The following is a 25103-nucleotide window of genomic DNA, read 5'->3' as shown; positions in this document are numbered from 1 at the left end:
GTCGTCTCGCTGAGCGCCGGCATGTACGTGATCCGCGCCGAGGTCGCCGCCGACCAGCAGTCCCGCCAGCAAGGCCTGATGTATCGCAAGTCGATGCCCGCCAACGCCGGCATGCTGTTCGTGTTCGAGCAGAAGGCCGGCCACTGCTTCTGGATGAAGAACACCGAGCTGCCGCTGTCGATCGCCTTCCTGGCCGACGACGGCACCATCGTCAATATCGAGGACATGCGGCCGCACAGCGAGGAAAACCATTGCCCGAAGGCGGCGATCCGCTATGCGCTGGAGATGAACCAGGGGTGGTTCGCGCAGAAGGGCATCAAGGCCGGCGCGAAGATTGGCGGCCTTCCGGCGCAATAGCGGGCCGTAGAACAACGGGCAGCAAAAAGAACGCGGCCCTGTGCAGGGCCGCGTCGTCATCGCCAATGCCTGGGTCCGGACTCAGTCACGGAAGTTGTTGAAGTCCAGCGGCGCCTCAGGCACGTCCTTGCGCAGCATCGCGATCACGCTCTGCAGATCGTCGCGCTTGGCCCCCGACACGCGCACCGCATCGCCCTGGATGCTGGCCTGCACCTTGATCTTGCTGTCCTTGATCATGCGGACGATCTTCTTGGCCAGATCGCCAGTCACGCCCTTCTTGATCGTGATGACCTGCTTGACCTTGTCGCCGCTGATCTTCTCGGTCTTGCCGTAGTCGAGGAAGCGCACGTCGACATTGCGCTTGGCCATCTTGCTGAGCAGCACATCCTTGACCTGGCCGAGCTTGAAGTCGTCATCGGCGAACGCGGTCAGTTCGCCTTCCTTCTGCTCGACACGGGAATCGGAACCCTTGAAGTCGAAGCGGGTCGAGATTTCCTTGTTGGCCTGCTCGACCGCATTCTTGACCTCGACCATATTCGCTTCGCACACCACGTCAAACGACGGCATCGCCTACTCCTTCTGAATGTCCGGCACCTTCGTCCTCGGTACCGCTGTTCGATTGCTGAACCGGCCGGCCCGCGCCGGTGGTTCCGTATAATCCAGCCAACCCTGCAGTCCAGGCCGCTCCGCTTCCATCCCGCTGTTCGGGCATCCTCGTCCGGCAACACTTTCCGCATGGCAGATTTCCACGAATTTTATCCGCTGCGCCAGCACAACACATTGGGTTTCGACGTACGCGCGCGCTTCGCGGTGGCGGTGCGCAGCGAAAGCGACCTCGTCGAGGCGCTGGCCGACGCTCGCGCCGCGCAGCGGCCGGTGGTCGTGCTGGGCGGCGGCAGCAACGTGGTGCTGACCGGCGATCTCGATGCGGTGGTGCTGCTGATGCAGATTCCCGGCTACACGGTCGCCGGCGACGACGACGCCTCGCTGGTGACGGTTGGCGCCGGGGAAAACTGGCACGCGACCGTCAATCGGACCATCGCCGACGGCATGCCCGGCCTCGAAAACCTGGCGCTGATCCCCGGCAGCGTGGGCGCCGCGCCAATCCAGAACATCGGCGCCTACGGCGTCGAACTGCGCGAGCGCTTCCATAGCCTGCGCGCCTGGGACCGGCAAACCCGCCGCTTCGTCACGCTGAGCCTTGGCGATTGCGCGTTCGGCTATCGGGACAGCCTGTTCAAGCAGGCCGGCCGCGATCGCTACGTGATCACCGCGGTCACGCTGCGGCTGCCGCGCCGCTGGCAGCCGGCGCTCGGCTATGCCGAACTCGCCCGTGAGCTGCATGACCATCCGGCACCCGATGCGGCAGCGATCCGCGATGCGGTCATCGCGATCCGCCAGCGCAAGCTGCCCGACCCCGCGGTGCTGGGCAATGCCGGCAGCTTCTTCAAGAATCCGGTGGTCGGCGCCGCGCAGCGCGACGCGCTGGTGGCAGAACACCCGGACCTGGTCAGCCATCGGCAGCCCGATGGCAGCTACAAGCTGGCCGCTGGCTGGCTGATCGATCGCTGCGGGTTCAAGGGCCTGCGCGATGGCCCGGTCGGCGTGCACGAGCGGCAGGCGCTGGTGCTGGTACACCATGGCGGCGGCGATGGCCGCGCGCTGCTGGCGCTGGCGGGGCGCATCGCGGATACGGTGCGGCAGCGCTTTGGCGTGGAGATCGAACCCGAGCCGGTGGTGCTGTAGCGCCAGCGGTATTGCGAAGGCCCCTCCCTCTCCCCTGCCGTGCCTGCCCTCTCCCGCGAGCGGCAGAGGGCGAACACATCCGCGTCGATGGCCGTTCGTCGATCCCTTACAACGGCATGTCCTGCAGGAACTCCTTGCGGATATCGACGGTGCCGCGCTTGCCGACGGCGTCGTAGTGCTGATCCAACCAGCCCTGCGCGGCAGCGCGTCCGCGCTCGCGCAGCATCAGCAGGAAATTCCAGTCGGTCACCAGCTTGGTCGACGATGACAGGTCCGCCAGCGCCTCGTCGGCGCGGATCGAATGCAGCAGGATGTAGGCGAGCTTGTCGCGATATTCGGGCTTGAGCCACTCCTCGTCGAGCAGCTTCTGCACGAAGGCGATCGCGCGCATCTCGCGCAGCAGCGACGCGTTGAAGGTGATCTCGTTGAGCCGCTCCATCACTTCCTGCGGCTGCGTGGGGACGTCGGGACGCGAGATCGGATTGATATGGACGACCAGAATGTCGCGCGATGCGGTCTGGTAGAAGAACGGGAACAGCACCGGATTGCCCATATAGCCGCCGTCCCAGTAGTACCGCTCGCCGATCTCGATCGCCGGGTACAGATAGGGCAGGCAGGCCGACGCGAGCACCGCGTCGACGGTCAGATCGGCGGTCTGGAACACGCGCACGTTGCCGCTGTTGACGTCGGTGGCGGCGATGAACAGCTTCGTTTCCGGACAGGCCCGCACGCGCTCGAAGTCGACCTGATCCTCGAGCAGCGAGCGCAGCGGGTTGAACGTGCTGCCCTGCGCGGTCGCGCTCCACCAGCCGGACCACATCCGCATCCAGTCCTGCAGCGGCCAGCTGTTGCCCGGTTGGCCCGACAGCCAGTCGACCGTCTGCTGGCCGATCGTCGAGAACGGCGAGCCGGCACGCGACACGCCGAACCAGAAGTCGTGCAGCTTCTCCCTTGCACGCTCGGGGCCGCCCTCGAGCAGCCCATCGATCATCACCACCGCGTTCATCGAGCCGGCGCTGGTGCCGCTGATGCCGTCGAAACGCAGGCGGCCATCTTCCAGCAGCGCGTCCAGTACGCCCCAGCCGAAGGCGCCGTGCGCGCCGCCGCCTTGCAGCGCCAGATTGATCGGCTTGTGTCGATTTGCCATGCCGGAACTCCGTGAAGCGTGACGATCGAGGGAGACGGCCGCGGCATGCGCGCGGCCGCGGACAAGCGAGATGCGATCAGCCGAAATGGCAGACGTAGTCGAGCGTCTGCTGCACCTCGATATCGAAGCTGCTGTCGCCCGGAATGCTGAACTGCTGGCCGGCGCCGTAGGTCTTCCACTCGTCCGAGCCCGCCAGCCGCACGCGGCAAGTGCCGGCATTGATTTCCATGATTTCCGGCGCGCCGGTCTTGAAGGTCAGCGAGGCCGGGAAGATCACGCCCAGCGTCTTGCGGGTGCCGTCCGGAAACAGCACGGTGTGGCTGACGCACTTGCCGTCGAAATACAGATTGGCTTGCTTGACCACGGAAACATTGTCGAACTGGCTCATGGTGAGTCTCCTGATGAACGATGGAAGTTGGGTGCGGACCTGTGCGGACTTGTGCGGACTTGCGCCGACATCGACGGACATGAAAAGAGGGGCCGCCTGGGCCCCTCTTCTTCCTTGCCGATGCGCGTGACAGCCGCTCGCTGGCGACTTACTTGCCGCGCTGGCGGCGGGCGTTCTCGGCGATGCGCATGCGCAGCGCGTTCAGCTTGATGAAGCCGCCGGCGTCGGCCTGGTTGTAGGCGCCGAAGTCGTCGTCGAAGGTCGCGATGGTCTTGTCGAACAGCGTGTCCTTCGAGTCGCGGGCCAGCACGATGACGTTGCCCTTGTACAGCTTGACGCGGACCCAGCCGTTGACGTTCTGCTGCGTATGGTCGATCAGCACCTGCAGCGCGCGGCGCTCCGGGCTCCACCAGTAGCCGTTGTAGACCAGGCTGGCGTAGCGCGGCATCAGGTCGTCCTTCAGGTGCGCGACTTCGCGGTCCAGCGTGATCGATTCGATCGCGCGGTGGGCGCGCAGCAGGATCGTGCCTCCCGGGGTTTCATAGCAGCCGCGGCTCTTCATGCCGACGTAGCGGTTCTCGACCAGGTCCAGACGGCCGATGCCATGCTTGCCGCCCAGGCGGTTCAGTTCGGTCAGCACTTCGGCCGGCGACATGCGCTTGCCGTTCAGCGCAACGATGTCGCCCTGCTCGAACTCGATGTCGAGGAACTCGGGCGCGTCCGGCGCCTGCTCCGGCGACACGGTCCAGCGCCACATGTCTTCCTCGGCCTCGGCCTTCGGGTCTTCCAGATGGCGGCCTTCGAACGAGATGTGCAGCAGGTTGGCGTCCATCGAGTACGGGGCGCCGCCCTTCTTGTGCTTCATGTCGATTTCGATGCCGGCCTTCTCTGCGTAGGCCAGCAGCTTCTCGCGCGACAGCAGGTCCCACTCGCGCCACGGGGCGATGACCTTGACGCCCGGCTCCAGGCCGTAATAGCCGAGCTCGAAGCGGACCTGGTCGTTGCCCTTGCCGGTGGCGCCGTGCGACACGGCGTCGGCGCCGGTGCTGCGCAGGATCTCGATCTGGCGCTTGGCGATCAGCGGACGGGCGATCGAGGTGCCCAGCAGGTATTCGCCTTCGTAGACCGCATTGGCGCGGAACATCGGGAAGACGAAGTCGCGCACGAACTCTTCGCGCAGGTCGTCGATGAAGATGTTCTCGGGCTTGATGCCGAACTTGAGCGCCTTCTGGCGAGCCGGTTCCAGCTCCTCACCCTGGCCGATGTCGGCCGTGAAGGTGACCACCTCGCATTGGTAGGTGTCTTGCAGCCACTTCAGGATCACCGAAGTGTCCAGCCCGCCGGAGTAGGCGAGCACGACTTTCTTGATATCGCTCATGTTCGACTCGATGCGCAAAAGAGGCGCGGACCGCAGGTAAGACAGCCCGCGCATCGGATAAGGAAAAACGGAAAGCCGCTATTTTGACATGACCGCCCAGGCTTGGGCGCCACATCGCCGGACGGCGCGGCTCGGGCGCCAGACGATCGATCGGATCAATCGCTCAATACTCAATAGCGCCCGCACAGCAGGTACTCCATCAGCGCCTTCTGCACGTGCAGCCGGTTCTCGGCCTCGTCCCAGACCACGCTCTTCGGCCCATCGATCACGGCCGCCTCGACTTCCTCGCCGCGGTGCGCCGGCAGGCAGTGCATGAACAGCGCGTCCGGATTGGCGCGGTCCATCATCGCGGTGGTCACCATCCAGTCCTGGAAGGCGCGCTTGCGGACCTCGTTCTCGGCCTCGAAGCCCATGCTGGTCCAGACGTCGGTGGTCACCAGATCGGCGCCCTGGCACGCGGCCAGCGGATCGTCGAAGACCCTGACCAGGCTCGCGGCGCTGGCCGGCACCATCGCCGGATCGAGCTGATATCCCGGCGGCGCCGAGAAATGGAAGGTGAAGCCCAGCCGTTCGGCCGCCTGGATCCACGTATAGGCCATGTTGTTGGCATCGCCGATCCACGCCACCACCTTGCCGCGGATGCTGCCGCGGTGCTCGATATAGGTGAAGACGTCGGCCAGCACCTGGCACGGATGGTATTCGTTGGTCAGCCCGTTGATCACCGGCACGCGCGAATGGGCGGCGAAACGGTCGATGATCTCCTGCCCGAAGGTACGGATCATGATGATGTCGACCATGCGGGAAATCACCTGCGCCGCGTCCTCGATCGGCTCGCCGCGGCCCAGCTGCGAGTCGCGCGTGTTCAGGAACACCGCGTGGCCGCCGAGCTGGTGGATGCCGGCTTCGAACGACAGACGCGTGCGGGTCGAGTTCTTCTCGAAGATCATCGCCAGCGTACGGTCGTGCAGCGGATGCCAGGTCTCGTAGTTCTTGAACTTGGTCTTCAGAATCCGGGCGCGGTCGAGCAGGTACTCGTACTCCTTCGCATCGAGGTCGCTGAACTGGAGGTAGTGCTTGATCGGCGTTGGGCTCATAAAACAAAGAAGGCGGCTCGATGGGGACAGGCGAGCCCATGAACTGTCATGGAACCACGCTGCCGCGGAGCCGCCTTTCGCGTCGCTTGCGCAATGTGAGTTCAGGAATCATAAGGGATTATTCCTGCTTTGGCGAGCCTGGGCGGGCACCCGGCCATGCCGGCGAAGCCCGGTTCCGGGCCATGCGGCGGCTTATGCGGCAGTCTTATATAAGATATAATACTCGCTGATTCACGCGGGGCCCGGCATACCCTTGCCGCCGCCCGCCGCCGGCATCAAAAGTGCCCCCGCCACTACCGACGCCCCGCCTTCCGGCCAGATTCGCGCGAACCCATCGCCGCTCGCCGCGTCAAACGGGCGCCCGTTGCGGGTTTCCCGTCGAGTCACCAGCCTCACCGCAGTCCATGAATTCCACCGTTCGCCAGTACTTCATCCAGGGCATCACCAAGGAAGGCAAGACCTTCCGTCCGAGCGATTGGGCTGAACGGCTGTGCGGCGTGATGGCGCAATTCCGCCCGCCCGGCGACACCGGCGACCCCCGCCTGACCTACTCCCCTTACGTGCGCCCGGTGATGTCGGGCGGCGTCAAGTGCGTGGTGGTCGATGCAAGGCTGCGCGAGATCGAGCCCAAGGCGCTGGACTTCGTGCTGAACTTCGCGCGCGACAATCATCTGCAGCTGGTCGAGGCCTGCTCGCTCGATTGAGCGGAAGGCCGCACCGAGCGGAAAGCCGAAATGCAAAAAGCCCGTCATCGGACGGGCTTTTTTACTGCGCCGACCGCGCGCCAGGCGCGGCCGGTGAACGCGGCAATCAGGCGGCCATGGCCTTGATCGCAGCCGACAGACGCGACTTGTGACGCGCTGCCTTGTTCTTGTGAACGATCTTCTTGTCGGCGATGCTGTCGATCACGGCTTGCGAGTTCTTGAAGATCTCGGCAGCAGCTGCCTTGTCGCCGGCATCGATCGCCTTGCGGACAGCCTTGACGGCCGTGCGCAGACGCGAGCGCAGGCTGGAGTTGTGCGCGTTCTGGGCGACGGCTTGACGCGCGCGCTTGCGAGCTTGTGCGGAATTTGCCATTTCGTTAAATATCCTGAATTCAGATGCGTGCGTGGATTGCACAAGAGCGACCCGGGATGCACTGACACACGAATCCGGAACGCAACTATCTTCTCGAATCGGCGATTATACACACAAGATCGAAGCCGCCGCAAGGACGATCCCACCCCTCGGCGAAGGCGGCGGGCCGCGCACTCCAATCCGTATAATTGGCGCCACAATTGGCGGGCCCCGGCTCGCCCGGTGTGGTGCGATTGCAACTTTCGGCGTCCGGATGCCGTCTGACTGCGGTCTGCCGCCCGGCGACGCGCCCCGAGGCGGCGCTCCAACCGTTTCCTGTCTCCCCGACCTTGAACCTGCTCAAATCGCTCGCCACCATCAGCGGCCTGACGATGCTGTCGCGCATCACCGGCCTGATCCGCGAGATCCTGATCGCCCGCGCGTTCGGCGCCTCGGACATGACCGACGCGTTCAATGTCGCCTTCCGCATTCCCAACATGCTGCGCCGGATCTTCGGCGAGGGCGCCTTCCAGCAGGCCTTCGTGCCGATCCTTGGCGAATACCACGGCAAGCGCGGCGACGAGCCGACCCGGCTGCTGGTCGATGCGGTCGCCACCGTCATGGCGTGGGCGCTGGCCGCGGTGTCGCTGATCGGCGTGCTGGCGGCGCCGGTGATCATGACGATCGTCGCAACCGGTTTTCGCGGCGACCACCAGACCTACGACGCGGCCGTCTTCATGACCCGCGTGATGTTCCCGTACATCGGCCTGATCTCGATGGTTGCGCTGGCCTCGGGCGTGCTGAACACCTGGCGCAACTTCGCGGTGCCGGCGTTCACGCCGGTGCTGCTGAACCTGTCGCTGATCGGCGCGGCGCTGTTCGTCGCGCCGCACCTGCAGCAGCCGATCTACGCGCAGGCCTGGGGCGTGCTGGTCGGCGGCGTGCTGCAACTGGCGATCCAGATCCCCGCGCTCAAGCGCATCGGCATGCTGCCGCGCATCGGCGTGAACCTGCGCGCCGCCTGGCGCGATCCCGGCGTGCGCCGCATCCTGCGGCAAATGGGCCCGGCGCTGCTGGGCGTATCGGTCGCGCAGATCAGCCTGATCATCAATACCAATATCGCCTCGCGGCTTGCCACCGGCAGCGTGTCGTTCCTGACCTATGCCGACCGCCTGATGGAGTTCCCCACCGCCCTGCTCGGCGTGGCGATCGGTACGATCCTGCTGCCCAGCCTGTCCAAGGCCAGCGCGCGCGAGGACGGCGTCGAATATTCGGCGCTGCTCGACTGGGGCCTGCGGCTGACCTTCCTGCTGGCGATCCCGAGCGCGATCGGCCTCTACGTGTTCGGCGGGCCGCTGACCGCGGTGCTGTTCCACTACGGCAAGTTCGACGGCCATGCGGTCGAGATGACAAAGCTGGCGGTGATGGCCTACGGCGTCGGCCTGCTGGGCCAGATCCTGGTCAAGATTCTGGCTCCCGGCTTCTACGCCCGGCAGGACATCCGCACCCCGGTCAAGATCGCGATTGCGATGCTGGTGATGACGCAGCTCGCCAACCTGGCCTTCGTGCCGTGGCTCGGGCACGCCGGGCTGGCGCTGTCGATCAGCGTCAGCGCGACGCTGAACGCGCTGCTGCTGTTCATCGGCCTGCGCCGCGTCGGCGTCTACCGGCCCGCGCCCGGCTGGTGGCTGTTCTTCGCGCAGCTGTCGGCCGCGGCGACGTTGCTGGCGGGCGTGCTGCTGTGGTTCGCCCGCACCTTCGACTGGGTCGCCCTCGGTACCACGCCGCTGCTGCGGATCGCGCTGATGGCCTCGTGCCTGGTGCTTGCGGCGGTCGTCTACTTCGGTACACTGTGGCTCACGGGCCTGCGCTATGCTGCCTTCAAGCGCAAAGCTGTCTGAAGACCATGGCGCCGGCCGCAACCAGGAACCGCTATGACCTCGACCAAAGTCCTGGACTATTTTGCCGCGCTGGTGGCGGACGACAGCGGCATCCCGCTGACCGAAACGGCCCTGTCGATCGCACAGGACGCCTACCCTGACCTGGACCTGCAGGCCGAACTGGCCGCCATCGATGTGCTGGCGCTGCGGCTCAAACGCCGGATCGCCGACGGCACTCCCGCTATCCAACGGCTGCGCCTGCTGAACCATTTCTTCTATCGCGACCTGGGCTTCGGCCCCAACGCGAACGACTACTACGACCCTGACAACTCGTACCTGAACGTGGTGCTGCGGCAGCGGCGCGGCATTCCGATCTCGCTCGCGGTGCTGTACATGGAACTGGGCCAGCAGATCGGCCTGCCGCTCAAGGGCGTTTCCTTCCCCAACCACTTCCTGCTGCGGATGTCGATTCCGGCGGGCGAGGTCGTGCTCGATCCGCTGACCGGCGAGACGCTGTCCAAGGAGCAGCTGCAGGACATGCTGGACCCATACCTCGAGCGGGAGGGCATCGCCGATCCGAACGCGGTGCCGCTGGGCCTGTTCCTGCAGACCGCCAGCCACCGCGAGATCATCGCGCGGATGCTGCGCAATCTGAAGGCGATCTATCTGCAGGAGTCGCGCTGGCAGCGGTTGCTCGCGGTGCAGAACCGGCTGGTGATCCTGCTGCCCGATTCGATCGAGGAGGTGCGCGACCGGGGGCTGGCCTACGCGAACCTGGAATGCTTCCGCCCCGCGCTGGAAGACCTGGAAGCCTATGTCAGCGCCCGGCCCGATGCGGCCGATTCGACCCAGATCCGCGACCGCATGCCGGCGTTGCGGATGATGAGCCGGTCGCTGAACTGAGACATCGAAGCCGCTGGGTCCCCGCCTGCGCGGGGACGACGGTTTTTGTCCGCGGCGCGCAGCCGCGTCTTATGACACGCGGCGACGCTTGTCGCCACGCCGCAGCAGGCGCCACAGCCCGCCAAGAATCAGCGGCACGATCGCCGCGCTGATGCCGACCAGCACGATCAGGTTCAGGTACTGCTTGATGAACGGCAGGTTGCCGAAGAAGTAGCCCGCGAACACCAGGCCCACTACCCAGGTGACGGCGCCGACCACATTGAACAGCTGGAAGCGCGCGAAGGTCATCTGCGACACGCCGGCCACGAACGGTGCGAAGGTCCGCACGATGGGCACGAAGCGTGCGATCACCAGCGTCTTGCCGCCGTGGCGCTCGTAGAAGTCGTGGGTCTTGCGCAGCGCCTGCTGGTCCAGGAAGCGCCATTGATGGTCGAACACCTTGGGTCCGATCCAGCTGCCGACCCAGTAGTTGACGGTATTGCCGCCGATCGCGGCGACCAGCAGCAGGCCGATCAGCACCCACTCGTTCATCGCCCCGGTCGCGCAGAACGCGCCGGCGATGAACAGCAGCGAATCGCCCGGCAGGAAAGGCGCCACCACCAGGCCGGTCTCGGCAAAGACGATCGCGAACAGAATGGCGTAGACCCAGGCGCCATATTGCTGAATCACGGTGCCGAGGTACTTGTCGACATGCAGCAGCATGTCAATCACCTGCAATACGATATCCAAGACGTTCCCCATCTTTTTCCAGCCCGACATCATACAAGACGAACGTGCCCGTCCTGGCGACGAAACGTCTGCCTGGGGATCCTGAGTGCGACCTCGCGCACGCAAGCCCGTAGCCAGGCCACGGCCGGGCCGCAACGAAGCCGGCACGTATAATCGCCGCCATGTCCGCGCCGCACTCCGCCCCCGCCTCCCAAGCCTCCGACGCCGCCTCGGCCGAACGCCCCCAGCGCCGCCTGGCGCCGGCCCGGCCGATCCGTCCGCTGCCCGACCAGCTGGTCAGCCAGATCGCGGCCGGCGAGGTGGTCGAGCGCCCCGCCTCGGTGGTCAAGGAGTTGCTGGAGAACGCCCTCGACGCCGGCGCGACCCAGCTGTCGGTACGGCTCGAGGAAGGCGGCGTACGCCGCATCGTGATCACCGACAATGGCTGCGGCATCCCGGCCGACGAACTGGCGGTCGCGCTGATGCGCCATGCCACCAGCAAGATCGCCTCGCTCGACGAACTGGAATCGGTATTGACGCTGGGCTTTCGCGGCGAGGCGCTGGCCTCGATCGCGTCGGTCTCGCAGCTGGTGCTGACCAGCCGCACGGCGAACTGTCCCCATGCCAGCCAGATCCACGCGGATACCGGGGCGCTGCAGCCCGCGTCGGGCGGAGTCGGCACCACCGTCGACGTGCAGCACCTGTACTTCAATACGCCCGCGCGCCGCAAATTCCTGAAGAGCGAACAGACCGAGCTCGGCCATTGCCTGGAGGTGATCCGGCGCATCGCGCTGGCGCGGCCCGACGTCACGCTGTCGGTCCATCACAACGGCAAGCCGATGGAGCACTGGAACGCCGGCGATGTCGCCACGCGTACCGCCCAGGTGCTCGGCAGCGAATTCGCACGGGCGCGGCTGCCGCTGGAGGAACAGGCCGGTGAACTGGCCCTGTACGGCTTCGCCGGGCTGCCGACCGCCTCGCGCGGTCGTCCCGATCAGCAGTTCTTCTTCGTCAATGGCCGCTTCGTCCGCGACAAGCTGCTGACGCACGCGGTGCGCAGCGCCTATCAGGACGTGTTGCACGGCGACCGTTTCCCTTCGTACGTGCTGTGCCTGGACCTGCCGCCCGAACTGGTCGACGTCAACGTGCACCCGTCCAAGATCGAGGTGCGCTTCCGCGAGTCGCGCGCGGTCCATCAGTTCGTCTACCACGCGGTGCAGCGCTGCCTGGCGCGCCAGGCCGGCGAGAATGGCGACAGCCTGCATACCGGCGACGGCGACATTGGCCACACCGGCCAGGCCCCGGCGCTGCGCGTCGCGGCCACCAGCCCCGCCCAGCCAGGCGGCCGCCCCTGGGTCGATTACACCGCGGCCGCTCGCCAGACCGAACTGGGCATTGCGCAGCCGCGGCAGGCGTATCTGGGCATGGTGCGCGACGCTATGTCGCCGGCCGGCCCGCGCTTCACGCCGTCGGACCAGCCGCCCGCATGGCTCGCCGACGCCCGGGCAGCCCGCGAGAACGAACCGCCGTCGCTGCTCGACGGCGCGCCGACGCAGGCGCCGCGCGCCACCGAGGGCCCGCAGGATGATGCCGACGGCCATCCGCTCGGCTACGCGATCGCCCAACTGCACGGCATCTACGTGCTGGCGCAGAATGCGCGCGGGCTGGTGCTGGTCGACATGCACGCCGCGCACGAGCGCATCCTGTACGAGCAGATCAAGACCGCGCTCGACGCGCGCCAGATGACGGTGCAGCCGCTGCTGATTCCGGTCACGCTGCCGGCCAGCCCGGTCGAGATCGGTGCCGCCGAGGAACATCAGGAAACGCTGGCGCTGCTCGGTTTCGATATCGCGCCGGTCTCGCCGACCACGCTGGCGGTCCGCGCCATTCCCGCGCTGCTCAAGCAGGCCGACGCCGAGGCGCTGGCGCGCGACGTGCTGCGCGATCTGCATGCCTACGGCGGTTCGCGCGTGCTGGCCGAGCGCCAGAACGAACTGCTGGCGACGCTGGCCTGCCACAGCGCCGTGCGCGCCAATCGCAAGCTGACCGTCGAGGAAATGAACGCGCTGCTGCGACAGATGGAGCAGACCAAGCGCGCCGACCAGTGCAACCATGGCCGGCCGACCTGGGTCCAGCTGACCGTGGCCGAGCTGGATCGGCTGTTCCTGCGCGGCCAGTAAGGCCGCACCCTCGCTGTCGCCGTCCGCTTCTTCCATGGCCGCCGCTTCGCCCGCTCCCATCGTCTGCCTGCTGGGCCCGACCGCCTCGGGCAAGACCGCGGCCGCCCTGGCGCTGGCCGCACGCGCGCCGATCGAGATCATCAGCATGGATTCGGCGCTGGTCTATCGCGAGATGGACATCGGCACCGCCAAGCCATCGGCCGCCGAGCTGGCCGCGGTGCCGCACCATCTGATCGACATCATCGATCCGGTCGACAGTTATTCGGCCGCGCAATTCGTCGCCGACACCAATGCGCTGGTCGAATCGATCCGAGCGCGCGGCCGCGAGCCGCTGATCGTCGGCGGCACCATGCTGTACTACAAGGCGCTGACCCAGGGCCTGAACGATCTGCCGCAGGCCGATCCGCAGGTGCGCGCCGAGCTCGACCGACTCGCCGAAGAGCGCGGCTGGCCCGCGCTGCATGCGATGCTGGCCCAGGTCGACCCAGTCACCGCGGCGCGGCTGGCGCCCAACGATTCGCAGCGCATCCAGCGCGCGCTCGAGATTCACCGGCTGACCGGGCAGCCGATGTCGGCGCTGCTGGCCCGCGAGGCCGATGCGCGTACCTTCGATGGACAGGCGGGCTCGCGTTTCCGCGCGATCGCGCTGGAGCCGTCGGACCGCGCGGTGCTGCACGCGCGCATCGAGGCCCGCTTCGACGCAATGCTGGGCGGCGGCCTGCTCGACGAGGTCGAGCGCCTGCGCTCGCGCGGCGACCTGCATCCGGGGCTGCCGTCGATCCGCTGCGTCGGCTACCGGCAGGTCTGGGAATATCTGGACGGCCTCTGCGATTTCGCCACGATGCGCGAGCGCGGCATCGCCGCGACGCGCCAGCTGTGCAAGCGGCAGCTGACCTGGCTGCGCTCGACGCCCGAGCGGCTGGTGGTCGATTGCCTGGCGCCCGACTATGTCGAGCAGGTCGCGCGGCTGGCGCAGTTGGGCTCGTAGCCAGGGACGCACGCAGCGCGCGATAATCGCGGCTTCGTCCTGTCCGGACTCCAACATTGAATTCCGCCGCCATGACCGCCACCGCCTTCACGCTGCGCCCCGCCACCACCGACGACTGCGACACGCTGCTGCGCCTGATCGCCGAGCTCGCCGAGTACGAGAAGCTGACCCATCTGGTCGAGGCCACGCCGGAGAAGCTGCGCCAGACGCTGTTCGGCGCACGTCCGTCGGCCGAGGCGGTGCTGGCCGAGGTGCCTACCGCCGAAGGACCGCGCGCAATCGGCTTCGCGCTGTTCTTCCACAATTACTCGACCTTCCTGGCCAAGCCCGGTCTGTACCTGGAAGACCTGTATGTCGAACCGGCCTGGCGCGGCCACGGCATCGGCAAGGCGTTGCTGGTCCATCTGGCAGGGCTGGCGGTCGAGCGCGGTTGCGGTCGTTTCGAATGGACGGTGCTGGACTGGAACACACCGTCAATCGACTTCTATCGTGCGATGGGCGCGAGCGTGCTGCCGGACTGGCGCATCTGCCGGGTCACCGGCGACGCGTTGACCGAGATGGCGGCCAAGCAGGACTGACCTCGACACGGGCAGCAGCACGCCCAAACAAAAACAGGCGGATGCCCGAGCATCCGCCTGTTTTTTTATCCCCACACCGGAAGAATCAGACCACCACGGTCGGCGCCTGCCCTTCCTCGCGCTCGCGGATCTCGCCGATCTGCCACACCGCCTCGCCGGCCGCCTGCAGATGCCGGATCGCGCGTTCGGCATCTTCCTTGGCGACGATCACCACCATGCCGATGCCGCAGTTGAACACGCGGTGCATCTCGTCGTCGGCGACGCGGCCCTGGGCCTGCAGCCACTGGAACAGCGGCGGCAGCGTCCACGCATCGCGCTGCAGCACCGCGGTGACTTCCTTGGGCAGCACGCGCGGCACGTTTTCGGTCAGGCCGCCGCCGGTGATGTGGGCCATGCCCTTGACCGGCAGCGTCTCGATCAGCGACAGCAGCGGCTTCACGTAGATGCGGGTCGGCGCCATGATCGCGTCCTGCAGGCGCTGGCCGTGGAAATCAGCTTCGAGGTCGGGCTTGGCGACCTCGATGATCTTGCGCACCAGCGAGTAGCCGTTCGAATGCGCGCCCGACGAGGCCAGGCCCAGCACCACGTCGCCCGGCACGATGGTGGTGCCGTCAATGATGCGGCTCTTCTCGACCGCGCCGACCGCGAAGCCGGCCAGATCGTATTCGCCGTCCGGGTACATGCTGGGCATTTCGGCGGTTTCGCCGCCGATCAGCGCGCAGCCGGCCAGTTCGCAGCCATGGGCGATGCCCTGGATCACGGTGGCGGCGGTATCGACGTCCAGCTTGCCGCAGGCGAAATAGTCGAGGAAGAACAGCGGCTCGGCGCCCTGCACCAGGATGTCGTTGACGCTCATCGCGACCAGGTCCTGGCCCACGGTATCGTGGCGGTTCAGCTGGAAGGCCAGCTTCAGCTTGGTGCCGACGCCGTCCGTGCCGGACACCAGCACCGGCTCCTTGAACTTGCGCGACAGTTCGAACAGCGCGCCGAAGCCCCCGATGCCGGCCATCACGCCCTCGCGCATCGTGCGCTTGGCAAAGGGCTTGATACGGTCGACGAGCGCGTCGCCCGCATCGATGTCAACGCCGGCATCGCGGTACGAAAGGCCTGCCTGGCCGGAAGTGGGGGCTGCGCTCATGGAATTCTGCGGGTCCTGGATGATGGAAATGACGACACTCGGGCGAGTCGGATCAAGCGCCGGACCACGCACAAGTGAGGAATGCGGCCCTCGCGGCGCCGGTTGGCGGGTCGCGAGTCCAGTAGAATCGCGATTTTAACGGATACAGGGTGTCGGCTTCCAGTTGCATCGGCTCGCGCCATGCAAACCCGCCGCCGCCGGGCGAGGACGCGCGCTTGCCGCCCGTCCTCGCCTGTCTTTTTGCTGGTTTCTTTTTGCCGGTTTTTCCCCCACTGCCCCGATGAACGCCCCCCTGCTGTCCCACGAGGCCAAGCGCATTCTGCTCTGGGTCGCGCTCGGCGTCGCGCTGTTCGCCACGCTGCTGGCGCTGGCTCCCGTGCTGTCGCCCTTTCTGTTCGCGTTCATCTTCGCCTATATCCTGAACCCCGGCGTCGATTGGCTGCAGCGGCACAAGGTACCGCGGACGATCGCGGTTTCGCTGATGATCCTGCTGCTGATCGTCGTCGTGGTGCTGCTGGTGCTGCTGGTCATTGCCGTGCTCCAGCGCGAGATTCCGCAACTGCGCGAGCAATTGCCCGAACTGCTGAAGAAGCTGAACTCGGTGGTCGCCCCGCGGCTGTCCGAGCTCGGTGTGCGCGTGCGCTTCGACTTCCCCGGCCTGCGCCGCATGATGTCCGAGCGCTTTGCCGCCAGCCCGGAGGACCTGCTGGCGGTGCTGCTGACCTATGTGCGCGTGTCGGGCACGGCGCTGGTGACCTACGGCGGGCTGGCGCTGCTGGTGCCGATCGTGATGTTCTACCTGCTGATGGACTGGCACATGGTGATGCGCCGGATCGAGGGCATGGTGCCGCGCCGCTGGGTGCCCAAGGTGCGCGAGCTGACCGCCGAGACCGACGCGCTGCTGTCGCAGTATCTGCGCGGGCAGATCCTGGTGATGCTGATCCTCGCCGCGCTGTATTCGATCGGCCTGACCATCGCCGGTTTCGAGATCGCGATCCCGATCGGCGTGTTTACCGGGCTGGCGGTCTTCATCCCCTATATCGGCTTCGGTTTCGGGCTGGCGCTGGCCATCGTCGCGGCGCTGCTGCAGTTCGGCAATCTGTACGGGCTGGGCGCGGTCGCCGTGGTCTACGGCATCGGCCAGTTCGTCGAGAGCTTCTATCTGACGCCGCGCCTGGTCGGCGACCGGATCGGGCTGCATCCGCTGGTGGTGATCTTCGCGCTGCTCGCCTTCGGGCAGCTGTTCGGCTTCTTCGGCGTGCTGCTGGCGCTGCCCACCTGCGCCGTACTGCTGGTCGGCGCGCGCCAGCTGCGGCGGCTGTATGTGACAAGCGACCTCTACCGAAAGTAATCGATACGCCATGTCTCCGCGCCCCAAGCAACTGTCGCTCGAACTGGGCAGCCCGCCGCCGTCGACCTTCGAGAACTTCTTCGTGTCGGCCAATCGCGAGCCGGTGCAGCGGCTGCGCGAGTTGCCGGGCGCGGTGGCGCAGGAGCGCGCCGCCGACCGGCTGATCTACCTGTGGGGCGAGACCGGCTCGGGCCGCACCCACCTGCTGCACGCGCTGTGCGACGCCGGCACCCATGCGGGCCTGCGCTGCCGCTATCTGAGCCCGCACCACGCGCTGGCGGACTTCATCTTCGACCCGAGCTGCCAGCTATACACGGTCGACGACGTCGACCTGCTCGACGAGGCGCGCCAGATCGCGGTGTTTTCGCTGTATAACGAGGTCCGCGCGCACGTGCGCACCGCGCTGGTGGTAGCCGGCAGCCTGGCCCCGGTCACCATGCCGGTGCGCGAGGACCTGCGCACGCGGCTCGGCTGGGGCCTGGTCTACCAGCTCGCGCCGCTGTCGGACGACGACAAGATGGCCGCGCTGGTGCAGGCCGCGCGCGAACGCGGGCTGCAGCTGTCCCCCGAAATCCCGCACTGGCTGGTGACGCGGCACTATCGCGACATGCCCAGCCTGATGGCGCTGCTGGACGCGCTCGACACCTATTCGCTCGAACGCAAGCGGGCAGTGACGCTGCCGTTGCTGCGCGAAATGTTCGCCGAGCTGCGTGAATAGCACGCGGGCCGGCCAAAAGCCCTCGCCAGGTCCGCACCCGGCCCGCGCCCTGGCACGCTCCCTGCAATCGGCCGCCGAGCCGGCCGTCATCCCCTTAAGGTAAAATCGCCGCCCATGAATCTGGCATTGTTCGACCTCGACCACACCCTGATCCCGACCGACAGCGACCACGAATGGGGCCGCTTTCTGGTCCGTCTCGGCGTGGTCGACGAGGAAACCTACCGTCGCAAGAACGACGAGTTCTACGGCCACTACAAGGCCGGCACCCTCGATATCCAGGCCTTCCTGAAGTTCGCGCTGGCCCCGCTGGCGGCCCATCCGCGCGAGCGCCTGAACGCCTGGCGCCAGCAATTCATGCATGAAGTGATCGAGCCGGCCATCACGCCGCAGGCTCGTGCGCTGGTCTACAAGCATCTGGATGCCGGCGACCTGTGCGCGATCGTCACGGCAACCAACAGCTTCGTCACCGCGCCGATCGCCGCCGCCTTCGGCATCAAGCACCTGATCGCCACCGAGCCGGCCACCGCCGACGGCCTGGCCGAGAGCGCCTACACCGGCGAAGTGTTCGGCATCCCGAGCTTTCGCGAAGGCAAGATCGCCCGCGTCGAGGCCTGGCTGAAGGAACAGGGCGCGCGCTGGCAGGACTTCGCCACCACCACCTTCTATAGCGACTCGATGAACGACCTGCCGCTGTTGGCCAAGGTCACCGAACCGATCGCCACCAACCCGGACGAGCGCCTCCGCCATCATGCCGCCGCGGCCGGCTGGCGCATCATGGACCTGTTCTGACGTGATCAAGAAGCTTATCAACCGGCTGCTGGGCAAGCCCGGGCCCAAGCAGCGACGCCTCGGCCGCGCCCACATGCCGCGCATCATCACCGCCGACGAGCACCAGATCGATCCCACGCTGCTGTCGCGCAACGCGGTCAAGGTCACCAGCACGCTGCAGCAGGCCGGCTACCAGGCCTTCATCGTCGGCGGCGCCGTGCGCGACCTGCTGCTCGGCATCAAGCCCAAGGACTTCGACGTGGCGACCAACGCCACGCCCGAGCAGGTGCAGGCGCTGTTCCGCCGCTCGCGCATCATCGGCCGGCGCTTCCAGATCGTGCACGTGACCTTCTACGGCGGACGCGAGCAGGAAATCATCGAGGTGTCGACCTTCCGCGCGCTGGTCGACGCGGTGGCCAGCGAAACGCTGCCCGAGGGCCGCCGGCTCAAGCGCGCCGAACTGGACAACAAGACCCATGCGATCGACGCATCCGGCCGGGTGCTGCGCGACAACGTCTGGGGCTCGCAGGCGGAGGACGCCGAACGGCGCGACTTCACCATCAATGCGATGTACTACGACCCGGCCGAGCAGACCGTGCACGACTACCACCACGGCATGGAGGACATGCGGGCGCGCACGCTGCGGATGATCGGCGACCCGGTCACCCGCTACCGCGAGGACCCGGTGCGGATGCTGCGCGTGGTTCGGTTCGCCGCCAAGACCGGCTTCGACATCGACGAGGCCACGCGCCAGCCGATCGCCGACCTGGCCTCGCTGATCCACAACGTGCCGAGTGCGCGCCTGTTCGACGAGATGCTCAAGCTGCTGATGTCCGGCCATGCCTGGGCCTCGCTGCAGGAGCTGCGCAAGGCCGGCCTGCACAAGGGCCTGCTGCCGCTGCTCGACGTCGCGATCGAACAGCCGCTGGGCCAGCGCTTCGTGCAGCTCGCGCTGGACAATACCGACCGCCGCGTGCAGGCCGGCAAGCCGGTCTCCCCCGGCTTCCTGTTCGCCGCGCTGCTGTGGCACCACGTGCTGCAGCGCTGGAAGTCGCTGCGCGAGGGCGGCGAGCACCCGATCGCGGCGCTCAATGCGGCGATGGATGATGTGCTCGAGCGCCAGACCGGCCAGCTGGCGATCCAGCGCCGCTTCGTCACCGACATGCGCGACATCTGGGGCATGCAGCCGCGTTTCGAGAAGCGCGTCGGCCGCATGCCGTTCCGGCTGCTGGAGTCGCCGCGCTTTCGCGCCGGCTTCGACTTCCTGCAGCTGCGCTGCGAGGCCGGCGAAATGCCGGCCGAACTGGCCACTTGGTGGCAGGACTTCCAGAACGCCGATTCGGAAGGCCGCGAGAATCTGATCGAAGCGGCACGCGCCTCCGGCACCGCCGGCAGCGAAGGTCCCGCGCGCAAGAAGCGCCGTCGGCGGCCGGCACGGAAATCGGATAAAGTTTCCCCCCGGGATGAGATGGACGCGGCAGCCGAGCAGCAAGGCGGCAGGCGCGGCCAGCCGGAGGAAACCGAATGACACTGGCCTTCATCGGCATCGGCGCCAACCTGGGCGACGCAAAACAAGCCGTCAAGGACGCCATCGTCTGCCTGGCGCAGCAGGTCGGCATCCGCATCGTGGCGCGATCCTCGCTGTACCGCAGCGCGCCGGTCGATGCCGGCGGCGACGATTACTACAACGCGGTGGTCAAGCTGGAGACCAGCTTCACCGCCGCCCAGCTGCTGGTCATCTGCCACCATATCGAGGACCAGTTCGGCCGCGAGCGGCCCTTCCGCAATGCACCGCGCACGCTGGACCTGGACCTGCTGGTGTTCGGCGACGAAATGCATGATGGCGCGCAGCTGACCGTGCCGCATCCGCGCGTCGCGGCGCGCGCGTTCACGCTGGTGCCGCTGCTCGAACTCGAACCCGACCTGGTGATTCCGGGCCTGGGCCGCGCCGCCGACCATCTGCCCGCGGTCGCGGGCCAGCGCATCGACAAGGTCTCCTTCTGCCAATGTACGCGCCAAGCGGAATCTCTCCGTTCCTCCTGACCACGGGCCTGCTGACGCTGTCCAATGTGTTCATGACCTTCGCGTGGTACGGCCACCTGAAGGATTTGAGCAGCCGCCCCTGGTATATCGCGGCCATCGTCAGCTGGGGTATCGCGCTGTTCGAGTACATGCTGCAGGTGCCGGCCAACCGGATCGGCTTCCAGCACGGCATCTCGCTGGCGCAACTGAAGATCCTGCAGGAAGCGATCACGCTGACGGTGTTCGTGCCGTTCTCGCTGCTGTACATGCAGCAGAGCTTCAAGTGGGACTACGTGTGGGCGGCGCTGTGCATGGTCGGTGCCGTCTATTTCATCTTCCGCAGCTGAACGCGCCGCCCGTCGCGGGCGCCGGCAAGCGGACCTCCGAGGCACATCGATGAGCTATCTCCTGGAACCCTCCCGCAAGTCCATCACCATCCCCAAGCTGCAGGCGATGCGCGCCGCCGGCGAAAAGATCGTGATGCTGACCGCCTACGACTCGAGCTTCGCCGCGCTGCTCGACCACTGCGGCGTCGAGGTGATCCTGATCGGCGATTCGCTGGGCAACGTGATGCAGGGCCAGCAGACCACGCTGCCCGTCACGCTCGAACAGATGGCGTACCACACCGAATGCGTGGCGCGCGGCAACCAGACCGCGCTGGTGGTCAGCGACCTGCCGTTCGGCACCTACGGCACGCCCGAGCAGGCCTTCGCCAGCGCCGCGACGCTGATGCGCGCCGGCGCGCAGATGGTCAAGCTCGAAGGCGGCGAGTGGCTGGCGCCGACCGTCAAGTTTCTGGTCGAGCGCAGCATTCCGGTATGCGCGCATATCGGGCTGACCCCGCAGTCCGTCCATGCGTTCGGCGGCTTCAAGGTACAGGGCAAGACCGACGCCAGCGCGGCCCAGCTGCGCCGCGACGCCGAGGCCTTGCAGAGCGCGGGCGCCCAGCTGATCGTGATGGAAGCGGTGCCGGCCGCGCTGGCCGCCACCGTGACCAGCCAGCTGGAGATCCCGACCATCGGCATCGGCGCCGGCGTGGACTGCTCGGGCCAGGTGCTGGTGCTGCAGGACATGCTGAACATCTATCCGGGCCGCAAGGCCAAGTTCGTGCGCAACTTCATGGAAGGCCAGACCTCGATCGAGGGCGCCATCCGCGCCTATATCGCCGCGGTCAAGGACGGCAGCTTCCCCGCGCCCGAACACACCTTCACGGCCTGACGCCGCCCGATGGAGATCGGCGCGGCCACCGCGACCGCCTTTGCCCTGCTGGCCGGCGGCGATCCCGCGCTGTGGGAGATCGTCTGGACATCGCTGAAGATTGCCCTCGCCGGGCTGGCGATCGCCACCGTGCCCGCGGTCGGTGCCGCCTACCTGATCGCCACCCATGACTTTCCCGGCCGGCGGCTGGTGGTGGTGCTGGCGCAGGCCTTCCTGTCGTTTCCGACCGTGCTGGTTGGCTTGATCCTCTATCTGCTGCTGACGCGCCAGGGGCCGCTCGGCAGCCTCGGGCTGCTGTTCACGCCGACCGGCATGGTGATCGGCCAGGCCGTGATCGGCTTTCCGGTGGTGCTGGCGTTCGCGCTGTCGACGCTGCAGGGCGCCGACGCGCGGCTGCGCGAAACCGCCTGGGTGCTGGGCGCTGGCGCCTGGCGTACCTTCTTCACGGTGCTGCGCGAGCTGCGCTTCGGCCTGATGGCGGCCGTGGTCGCCGGCTTCGGCCGCGTGATCGCCGAGGTCGGCTCGGCGCTGATGATCGGTGGCAATATCGAAGGCTCGACCCGCACCATCACCACCGCGATCGCGCTGGAAACCAGCAAGGGGGAGTTCGCCCAAGGCATCGCGCTGGGCATCGTGCTGGTGGCGCTGGCCCTGCTGGTCAACGTGCTGCTGGCGTGGCTGCAGGGCGCCGGAGGATTTCGCCGATGAACGCACCGGAACCGGAGCTGAACCGCCCCGCCGCCGACGCGCTGGCGCCGCCGCTGCTGGTGGTGCGCGGGCTGCGCCGCCGCATCGGAGCGCGGGCGCTGTTCGATATCGACGCGCTGGCCTTTCCGCGCGCAACCGCGGTGGTGCTGACCGGCGTCAACGGTGCGGGCAAGACCACGCTGCTGCGGATGATCGCCGGCCTCGAACGGGCGCCGGGCGCCACCGTCGACTGGACCGGCGCGGACGGCAAGCCGTGCAGCGCCGCGCTGGACCCGCTGCCGCCGGCGCTGCGCCAGCGCATCGCCTACATGCATCAGCATCCGTACCTGTTCCGCACCTCGGTGCGCGAGAACATCGCCTACGGACTGCATGCCCGCGGACTGCCGGCCGACGAAGTCGCCCGGCGTGTCGGCGCCGCGCTCGGCTGGGCCGGCATCACGCATGTCCAGGACACCGCGCCGGAGCGTCTGTCCGGCGGCGAGATCCAGCGGGTCGCACTGGCCCGCGCCAAGGTGCTGGAGCCCGACCTGCTGCTGCTCGACGAACCCACCTCCAATCTGGATGGCCACGCGCGGGAACAGGTGATCGCGCTGGTGCGCGAACTCGCTGCCGAGGGCCGCACCGTGGTGATGATCTGCCACGACCGCGACCTGATCAATCTGCCCGGCGTGGTGCGCTGGAAACTGACCGACGGGCGGCTGGACACCCACCACCGCTAGGACATCGTCAGGGCATCAGCGTGGCGAGCAGTACGCCGCGCAACGAATTGGCGATCGCGAGGTCGTCGGCATCCAGCAACATCTCGCGGGTGATCGGGCTCTCCTTGACCGGGCCGCCCAGATAGGCCTCGCCATCGCGCAACACCGCGTCCCGCATTACGCCCGGCAGGATGTCCGCCGCCAGTGGCGGCGTCAGCCAGCGGCCGTCGACGCGAACGAATACCGAGCTGCGTCCTCCTTCCAGCAGTTCGTCGCGCGTGTTGAAGAACAGGCTGTCGAAGGCGCCGATGCGCTCGGCCTCGCGCCAGCCGGCATCGAACGTTTCGCGGGCGCTGGTCTTATGCCGGCGCAAGGGGTCGGCGACCGGCAAGGCGGTGCCGGCGACGATCAGGCCGACCGGCCCTGGCTGCAGCGCGACCAGCGCGCCGCTTGTCATTTGCAACGTTCCGGCCTTGTCCAGCGTGACTCGCAGACGTGCGGGGCCTTGTGCCAGGGCCGCCGCCGCTTTCGTCATCGCATCGCGCGCCTCTTCCTCGTCGAAGCAAAAACCGAAACACGCCGCCGAGGCGCCTAGCCGGGCCAGATGCGCATCGAGCCGCAGGCAACGGCCCTGCTCGACACGCATCGTCTCGATCAGCGCGAAGCCGGGATCGTGTCCCGTCAGAAAGCGCGCCTTCCAGCCGCACTCCGCGTATTCGTCGGCGGCGACGCTGTCGTGCACGATGCCGCTGCCCACGCCCATTTCGCCGGCGCGCAAGCCGTCGTCGCGGCGTGGACCGAGCACCAGCGTGCGGATCGCCACGGACAAGGCCGCCCGTCCCAGCGTCTCGCCCGGCTCCGGCGCATCGAGCCAGCCGATCGACCCGGTATAGAGTCCGCGCGGCGCACGCTCCAGTTCGGCGATGATCTCCATGGTCCGGCGCTTCGGTGCACCGGTGATCGAGCCGCACGGAAACAGCGCAGCGAGCAGACCGGCAAGCGTGGTCCCGGCGCGCGCGCTGGCCGTGACAGTCGAGGTCATCTGCAGCACCTGCCCGAATGGCTGCACGGCAAAGCGCTCTGGCACCCGCACCGTACCCGGCTGCGCGACCCGGCCTAGGTCGTTGCGCAGCAGATCCACGATCATCACGTTTTCGGCCCGGTTCTTGGCGTCGGCCGCCAGCGCAGCGGCGGCTTGCGCATCGCGCTCCGGCTCGCCGCTGCGCAACGCGGTGCCCTTCATCGGCCGGGTCACCAGCTGGCCGCCGCCATCGTGGCGGAAGAACAGCTCAGGCGATAGCGACAACACCCACCGATCGCCAGGCAGCCGGGCCAGCGCGCCATATGGCACAGGCTGCGCGCGGCGCAGATCCCGATAGAAGGCGATCGGATCGCCAAACGCTTCGAAGCGCAGACGCTGCGTGAAATTGACCTGGTAAGTGTCGCCGGCCTCGATCCATTCATGGATACGCGCGATGGCCGCGTGAAATTCTTCGCCATCAGTGTCCGAGCGGATCTGCATCGCACCGGCGGGCCTGTCAGGGCCGGATTGCGCTTCCAGCCAGCGTTGCCCGGCCGCCGCCTCGCACACCGTTTTCGAGGCAAACCACAGGACGCGCATCGCGCCGTCGGCGAACGGATTGTCGACATTGGGCTGTGCGAGCGTCGGCACTCGGACCAGCGGCGCACCGAATTCATACGGGGCGAACAGGCAGGCATGCCAGCCGGCTTTCCACCCCTCTCCGAGTCTTGTCTCGAGTTCTTCCAATTCACCCGCCGGCACGACGTCCGTCCGCATGTGGTCGGCGTAGAGCCGGCACATCGCCGCCGCCTCGCTGGCGTCGTCGAGCAGTACGAATGGGGCGCCTTCGTCGATCCGAGGTAAGGCGGACGACGCGGAAGAGCCTGGGCAAGGAGACAACGGGGACATCGGGCAGCAAGGGACAAGAGAGCGCCACGGGCATGGCGGCGGGGGCGGGCCTAAGGGAGAGCCGACATTATCGCCCGCGGCCAGAGCTTCGCGCCAATTCCTCGAGAATGGCATCGCTCGACATCGCCGTCCGCTCGCTCCCAGGCGGC

General features: G+C 67.2%; 26 protein-coding genes. 17 read left to right on the top strand and 9 right to left on the bottom strand.

Annotated elements, in window-relative coordinates; translation table 11 throughout:
- Window positions 1–357: DUF192 domain-containing protein (locus B551_RS09370; protein WP_023263958.1), on the top strand; the 357-nt coding region annotated here is incomplete at its 5' end.
- Between the two features lie 81 nt (window positions 358–438).
- Here B551_RS09370 and B551_RS09365 read toward each other — a convergent pair.
- Window positions 439–924: a YajQ family cyclic di-GMP-binding protein gene (locus B551_RS09365; protein WP_006579066.1), complete on the bottom strand. Its 486-nt coding sequence runs from the start codon at window positions 922–924 to the stop codon at window positions 439–441.
- 168 nt (window positions 925–1092) lie between these two features.
- Here B551_RS09365 and murB point away from each other — a divergent pair, with 168 nt between their 5' ends.
- Window positions 1093–2103: a UDP-N-acetylmuramate dehydrogenase gene (gene murB / locus B551_RS09360; protein WP_006579065.1), complete on the top strand. Its 1011-nt coding sequence runs from the start codon at window positions 1093–1095 to the stop codon at window positions 2101–2103.
- Window positions 2104–2209: 106 nt separating this feature from the next.
- Here murB and B551_RS09355 read toward each other — a convergent pair whose 3' ends face one another.
- The 4 genes from B551_RS09355 to argF form a co-directional block, all read right to left on the bottom strand.
- Window positions 2210–3250, bottom strand: a complete 1041-nt coding sequence (locus tag B551_RS09355) for a patatin-like phospholipase family protein (RefSeq protein WP_006579064.1) — start codon at window positions 3248–3250, stop codon at window positions 2210–2212.
- 76 nt (window positions 3251–3326) lie between these two features.
- Window positions 3327–3638, bottom strand: coding sequence for a pyrimidine/purine nucleoside phosphorylase (locus tag B551_RS09350; RefSeq protein WP_006579063.1), 312 nt, complete (start codon window positions 3636–3638; stop codon window positions 3327–3329).
- Window positions 3639–3786: 148 nt separating this feature from the next.
- Window positions 3787–5016 carry an argininosuccinate synthase gene (locus B551_RS09345; RefSeq protein ID WP_006579062.1) on the bottom strand — a complete coding sequence of 410 codons (1230 nt, stop codon included), beginning with the start codon at window positions 5014–5016 and terminating at the stop codon, window positions 3787–3789.
- A 170-nt stretch (window positions 5017–5186) separates the two neighbouring features.
- On the bottom strand, window positions 5187–6110 hold the full coding sequence (gene argF, locus B551_RS09340; RefSeq protein ID WP_006579061.1) for an ornithine carbamoyltransferase: 924 nt from the start codon (window positions 6108–6110) through the stop codon (window positions 5187–5189).
- 404 nt (window positions 6111–6514) lie between these two features.
- On the opposite strand from argF, the gene B551_RS09335 reads away from it, so the two are divergent.
- Complete coding sequence (locus B551_RS09335; RefSeq protein ID WP_006579060.1) at window positions 6515–6814, top strand: DUF3579 domain-containing protein; 300 nt, start codon at window positions 6515–6517, stop codon at window positions 6812–6814.
- Window positions 6815–6920: 106 nt separating this feature from the next.
- Here the strand turns inward: B551_RS09335 and rpsT are convergent, their stop codons facing one another.
- Window positions 6921–7187, bottom strand: coding sequence for a 30S ribosomal protein S20 (gene rpsT, locus B551_RS09330; RefSeq protein WP_006579059.1), 267 nt, complete (start codon window positions 7185–7187; stop codon window positions 6921–6923).
- Window positions 7188–7516: 329 nt separating this feature from the next.
- On the opposite strand from rpsT, the gene murJ reads away from it, so the two are divergent.
- On the top strand, window positions 7517–9067 hold the full coding sequence (gene murJ / locus B551_RS09325) for a murein biosynthesis integral membrane protein MurJ (RefSeq protein WP_006579058.1): 1551 nt from the start codon (window positions 7517–7519) through the stop codon (window positions 9065–9067).
- 33 nt (window positions 9068–9100) lie between these two features.
- Window positions 9101–9949, top strand: a complete 849-nt coding sequence (locus tag B551_RS09320) for a SirB1 family protein (RefSeq protein WP_023263957.1) — start codon at window positions 9101–9103, stop codon at window positions 9947–9949.
- Between the two features lie 69 nt (window positions 9950–10018).
- Here the strand turns inward: B551_RS09320 and B551_RS09315 are convergent, their stop codons facing one another.
- Window positions 10019–10666: a VTT domain-containing protein gene (locus tag B551_RS09315; RefSeq protein WP_157071949.1), complete on the bottom strand. Its 648-nt coding sequence runs from the start codon at window positions 10664–10666 to the stop codon at window positions 10019–10021.
- A 173-nt stretch (window positions 10667–10839) separates the two neighbouring features.
- Between B551_RS09315 and mutL the strand changes: the two genes are divergently transcribed.
- The 3 genes from mutL (at window position 10840) to B551_RS09300 (ending at window position 14403) form a co-directional block, all read left to right on the top strand.
- Complete coding sequence (gene mutL, locus B551_RS09310) at window positions 10840–12837, top strand: DNA mismatch repair endonuclease MutL (RefSeq protein ID WP_023263955.1); 1998 nt, start codon at window positions 10840–10842, stop codon at window positions 12835–12837.
- Between the two features lie 34 nt (window positions 12838–12871).
- Window positions 12872–13825 carry a tRNA (adenosine(37)-N6)-dimethylallyltransferase MiaA gene (gene miaA, locus B551_RS09305; protein WP_006578914.1) on the top strand — a complete coding sequence of 318 codons (954 nt, stop codon included), beginning with the start codon at window positions 12872–12874 and terminating at the stop codon, window positions 13823–13825.
- 71 nt (window positions 13826–13896) lie between these two features.
- Window positions 13897–14403, top strand: a complete 507-nt coding sequence (locus B551_RS09300; protein ID WP_006578915.1) for a GNAT family N-acetyltransferase — start codon at window positions 13897–13899, stop codon at window positions 14401–14403.
- A gap of 85 nt (window positions 14404–14488) precedes the next feature.
- Here B551_RS09300 and purM read toward each other — a convergent pair whose 3' ends face one another.
- Entirely contained in the window at window positions 14489–15541 is a 1053-nt protein-coding gene (gene purM / locus B551_RS09295) for a phosphoribosylformylglycinamidine cyclo-ligase (protein ID WP_006578916.1), read from the bottom strand.
- A 280-nt stretch (window positions 15542–15821) separates the two neighbouring features.
- Between purM and B551_RS09290 the strand changes: the two genes are divergently transcribed.
- The 9 genes from B551_RS09290 (at window position 15822) to B551_RS09250 (ending at window position 23045) form a co-directional block, all read left to right on the top strand.
- The gene (locus tag B551_RS09290) at window positions 15822–16892 is read left to right on the top strand and encodes an AI-2E family transporter (protein ID WP_006578917.1); all 1071 of its coding nucleotides are present in this window, start codon (window positions 15822–15824) and stop codon (window positions 16890–16892) included.
- A gap of 10 nt (window positions 16893–16902) precedes the next feature.
- Entirely contained in the window at window positions 16903–17610 is a 708-nt protein-coding gene (gene hda / locus B551_RS09285; protein WP_006578918.1) for a DnaA regulatory inactivator Hda, read from the top strand.
- Between the two features lie 114 nt (window positions 17611–17724).
- Window positions 17725–18399, top strand: a complete 675-nt coding sequence (locus B551_RS09280) for an HAD family phosphatase (RefSeq protein ID WP_006578919.1) — start codon at window positions 17725–17727, stop codon at window positions 18397–18399.
- A gap of 1 nt (window position 18400) precedes the next feature.
- Window positions 18401–19906: a polynucleotide adenylyltransferase PcnB gene (pcnB, locus tag B551_RS09275; RefSeq protein ID WP_006578920.1), complete on the top strand. Its 1506-nt coding sequence runs from the start codon at window positions 18401–18403 to the stop codon at window positions 19904–19906.
- Window positions 19903–20421 carry a 2-amino-4-hydroxy-6-hydroxymethyldihydropteridine diphosphokinase gene (folK, locus tag B551_RS09270; RefSeq protein WP_006578921.1) on the top strand — a complete coding sequence of 173 codons (519 nt, stop codon included), beginning with the start codon at window positions 19903–19905 and terminating at the stop codon, window positions 20419–20421. Before pcnB ends, folK begins: the two co-directional genes overlap by 4 nt.
- Window positions 20385–20747 carry a DMT family protein gene (locus B551_RS09265; protein WP_006578922.1) on the top strand — a complete coding sequence of 121 codons (363 nt, stop codon included), beginning with the start codon at window positions 20385–20387 and terminating at the stop codon, window positions 20745–20747. The genes folK and B551_RS09265 overlap by 37 nt, the downstream gene beginning before the upstream one ends.
- A 49-nt stretch (window positions 20748–20796) precedes the next feature.
- Entirely contained in the window at window positions 20797–21618 is an 822-nt protein-coding gene (panB, locus tag B551_RS09260) for a 3-methyl-2-oxobutanoate hydroxymethyltransferase (protein ID WP_006578923.1), read from the top strand.
- Between the two features lie 9 nt (window positions 21619–21627).
- Window positions 21628–22326, top strand: a complete 699-nt coding sequence (locus tag B551_RS09255; RefSeq protein WP_023263954.1) for an ABC transporter permease — start codon at window positions 21628–21630, stop codon at window positions 22324–22326.
- Window positions 22323–23045, top strand: coding sequence for an energy-coupling factor ABC transporter ATP-binding protein (locus B551_RS09250; RefSeq protein WP_023263953.1), 723 nt, complete (start codon window positions 22323–22325; stop codon window positions 23043–23045). Before B551_RS09255 ends, B551_RS09250 begins: the two co-directional genes overlap by 4 nt.
- Window positions 23046–23052: 7 nt before the next feature.
- Here B551_RS09250 and pabB read toward each other — a convergent pair whose 3' ends face one another.
- Complete coding sequence (gene pabB / locus B551_RS09245) at window positions 23053–24954, bottom strand: aminodeoxychorismate synthase component I (RefSeq protein WP_083492562.1); 1902 nt, start codon at window positions 24952–24954, stop codon at window positions 23053–23055.
- Between the last annotated feature and the right edge of the window lie 149 nt (window positions 24955–25103).

The sequence above is a fragment of the Cupriavidus sp. HPC(L) genome, assembly GCF_000307735.3.
Lineage (GTDB): Bacteria > Pseudomonadota > Gammaproteobacteria > Burkholderiales > Burkholderiaceae > Cupriavidus.
This window is presented reverse-complemented; position numbering and strand designations above follow the sequence as displayed.

Coding starts and splice junctions, on each gene's coding strand:
- B551_RS09365 (WP_006579066.1), bottom strand. CDS start 924: ATGCCGTCGTTTGACGTGGTGTGCGAAGCGAATATGGTCGAGGTCAAG.
- murB (WP_006579065.1), top strand. CDS start 1,093: ATGGCAGATTTCCACGAATTTTATCCGCTGCGCCAGCACAACACATTG.
- B551_RS09355 (WP_006579064.1), bottom strand. CDS start 3,250: ATGGCAAATCGACACAAGCCGATCAATCTGGCGCTGCAAGGCGGCGGC.
- B551_RS09350 (WP_006579063.1), bottom strand. CDS start 3,638: ATGAGCCAGTTCGACAATGTTTCCGTGGTCAAGCAAGCCAATCTGTAT.
- B551_RS09345 (WP_006579062.1), bottom strand. CDS start 5,016: ATGAGCGATATCAAGAAAGTCGTGCTCGCCTACTCCGGCGGGCTGGAC.
- argF (WP_006579061.1), bottom strand. CDS start 6,110: ATGAGCCCAACGCCGATCAAGCACTACCTCCAGTTCAGCGACCTCGAT.
- B551_RS09335 (WP_006579060.1), top strand. CDS start 6,515: ATGAATTCCACCGTTCGCCAGTACTTCATCCAGGGCATCACCAAGGAA.
- rpsT (WP_006579059.1), bottom strand. CDS start 7,187: ATGGCAAATTCCGCACAAGCTCGCAAGCGCGCGCGTCAAGCCGTCGCC.
- B551_RS09320 (WP_023263957.1), top strand. CDS start 9,101: ATGACCTCGACCAAAGTCCTGGACTATTTTGCCGCGCTGGTGGCGGAC.
- mutL (WP_023263955.1), top strand. CDS start 10,840: ATGTCCGCGCCGCACTCCGCCCCCGCCTCCCAAGCCTCCGACGCCGCC.
- miaA (WP_006578914.1), top strand. CDS start 12,872: ATGGCCGCCGCTTCGCCCGCTCCCATCGTCTGCCTGCTGGGCCCGACC.
- B551_RS09300 (WP_006578915.1), top strand. CDS start 13,897: ATGACCGCCACCGCCTTCACGCTGCGCCCCGCCACCACCGACGACTGC.
- purM (WP_006578916.1), bottom strand. CDS start 15,541: ATGAGCGCAGCCCCCACTTCCGGCCAGGCAGGCCTTTCGTACCGCGAT.
- B551_RS09290 (WP_006578917.1), top strand. CDS start 15,822: ATGAACGCCCCCCTGCTGTCCCACGAGGCCAAGCGCATTCTGCTCTGG.
- hda (WP_006578918.1), top strand. CDS start 16,903: ATGTCTCCGCGCCCCAAGCAACTGTCGCTCGAACTGGGCAGCCCGCCG.
- B551_RS09280 (WP_006578919.1), top strand. CDS start 17,725: ATGAATCTGGCATTGTTCGACCTCGACCACACCCTGATCCCGACCGAC.
- folK (WP_006578921.1), top strand. CDS start 19,903: ATGACACTGGCCTTCATCGGCATCGGCGCCAACCTGGGCGACGCAAAA.
- B551_RS09265 (WP_006578922.1), top strand. CDS start 20,385: ATGTACGCGCCAAGCGGAATCTCTCCGTTCCTCCTGACCACGGGCCTG.
- panB (WP_006578923.1), top strand. CDS start 20,797: ATGAGCTATCTCCTGGAACCCTCCCGCAAGTCCATCACCATCCCCAAG.
- B551_RS09255 (WP_023263954.1), top strand. CDS start 21,628: ATGGAGATCGGCGCGGCCACCGCGACCGCCTTTGCCCTGCTGGCCGGC.
- B551_RS09250 (WP_023263953.1), top strand. CDS start 22,323: ATGAACGCACCGGAACCGGAGCTGAACCGCCCCGCCGCCGACGCGCTG.
- pabB (WP_083492562.1), bottom strand. CDS start 24,954: ATGTCCCCGTTGTCTCCTTGCCCAGGCTCTTCCGCGTCGTCCGCCTTA.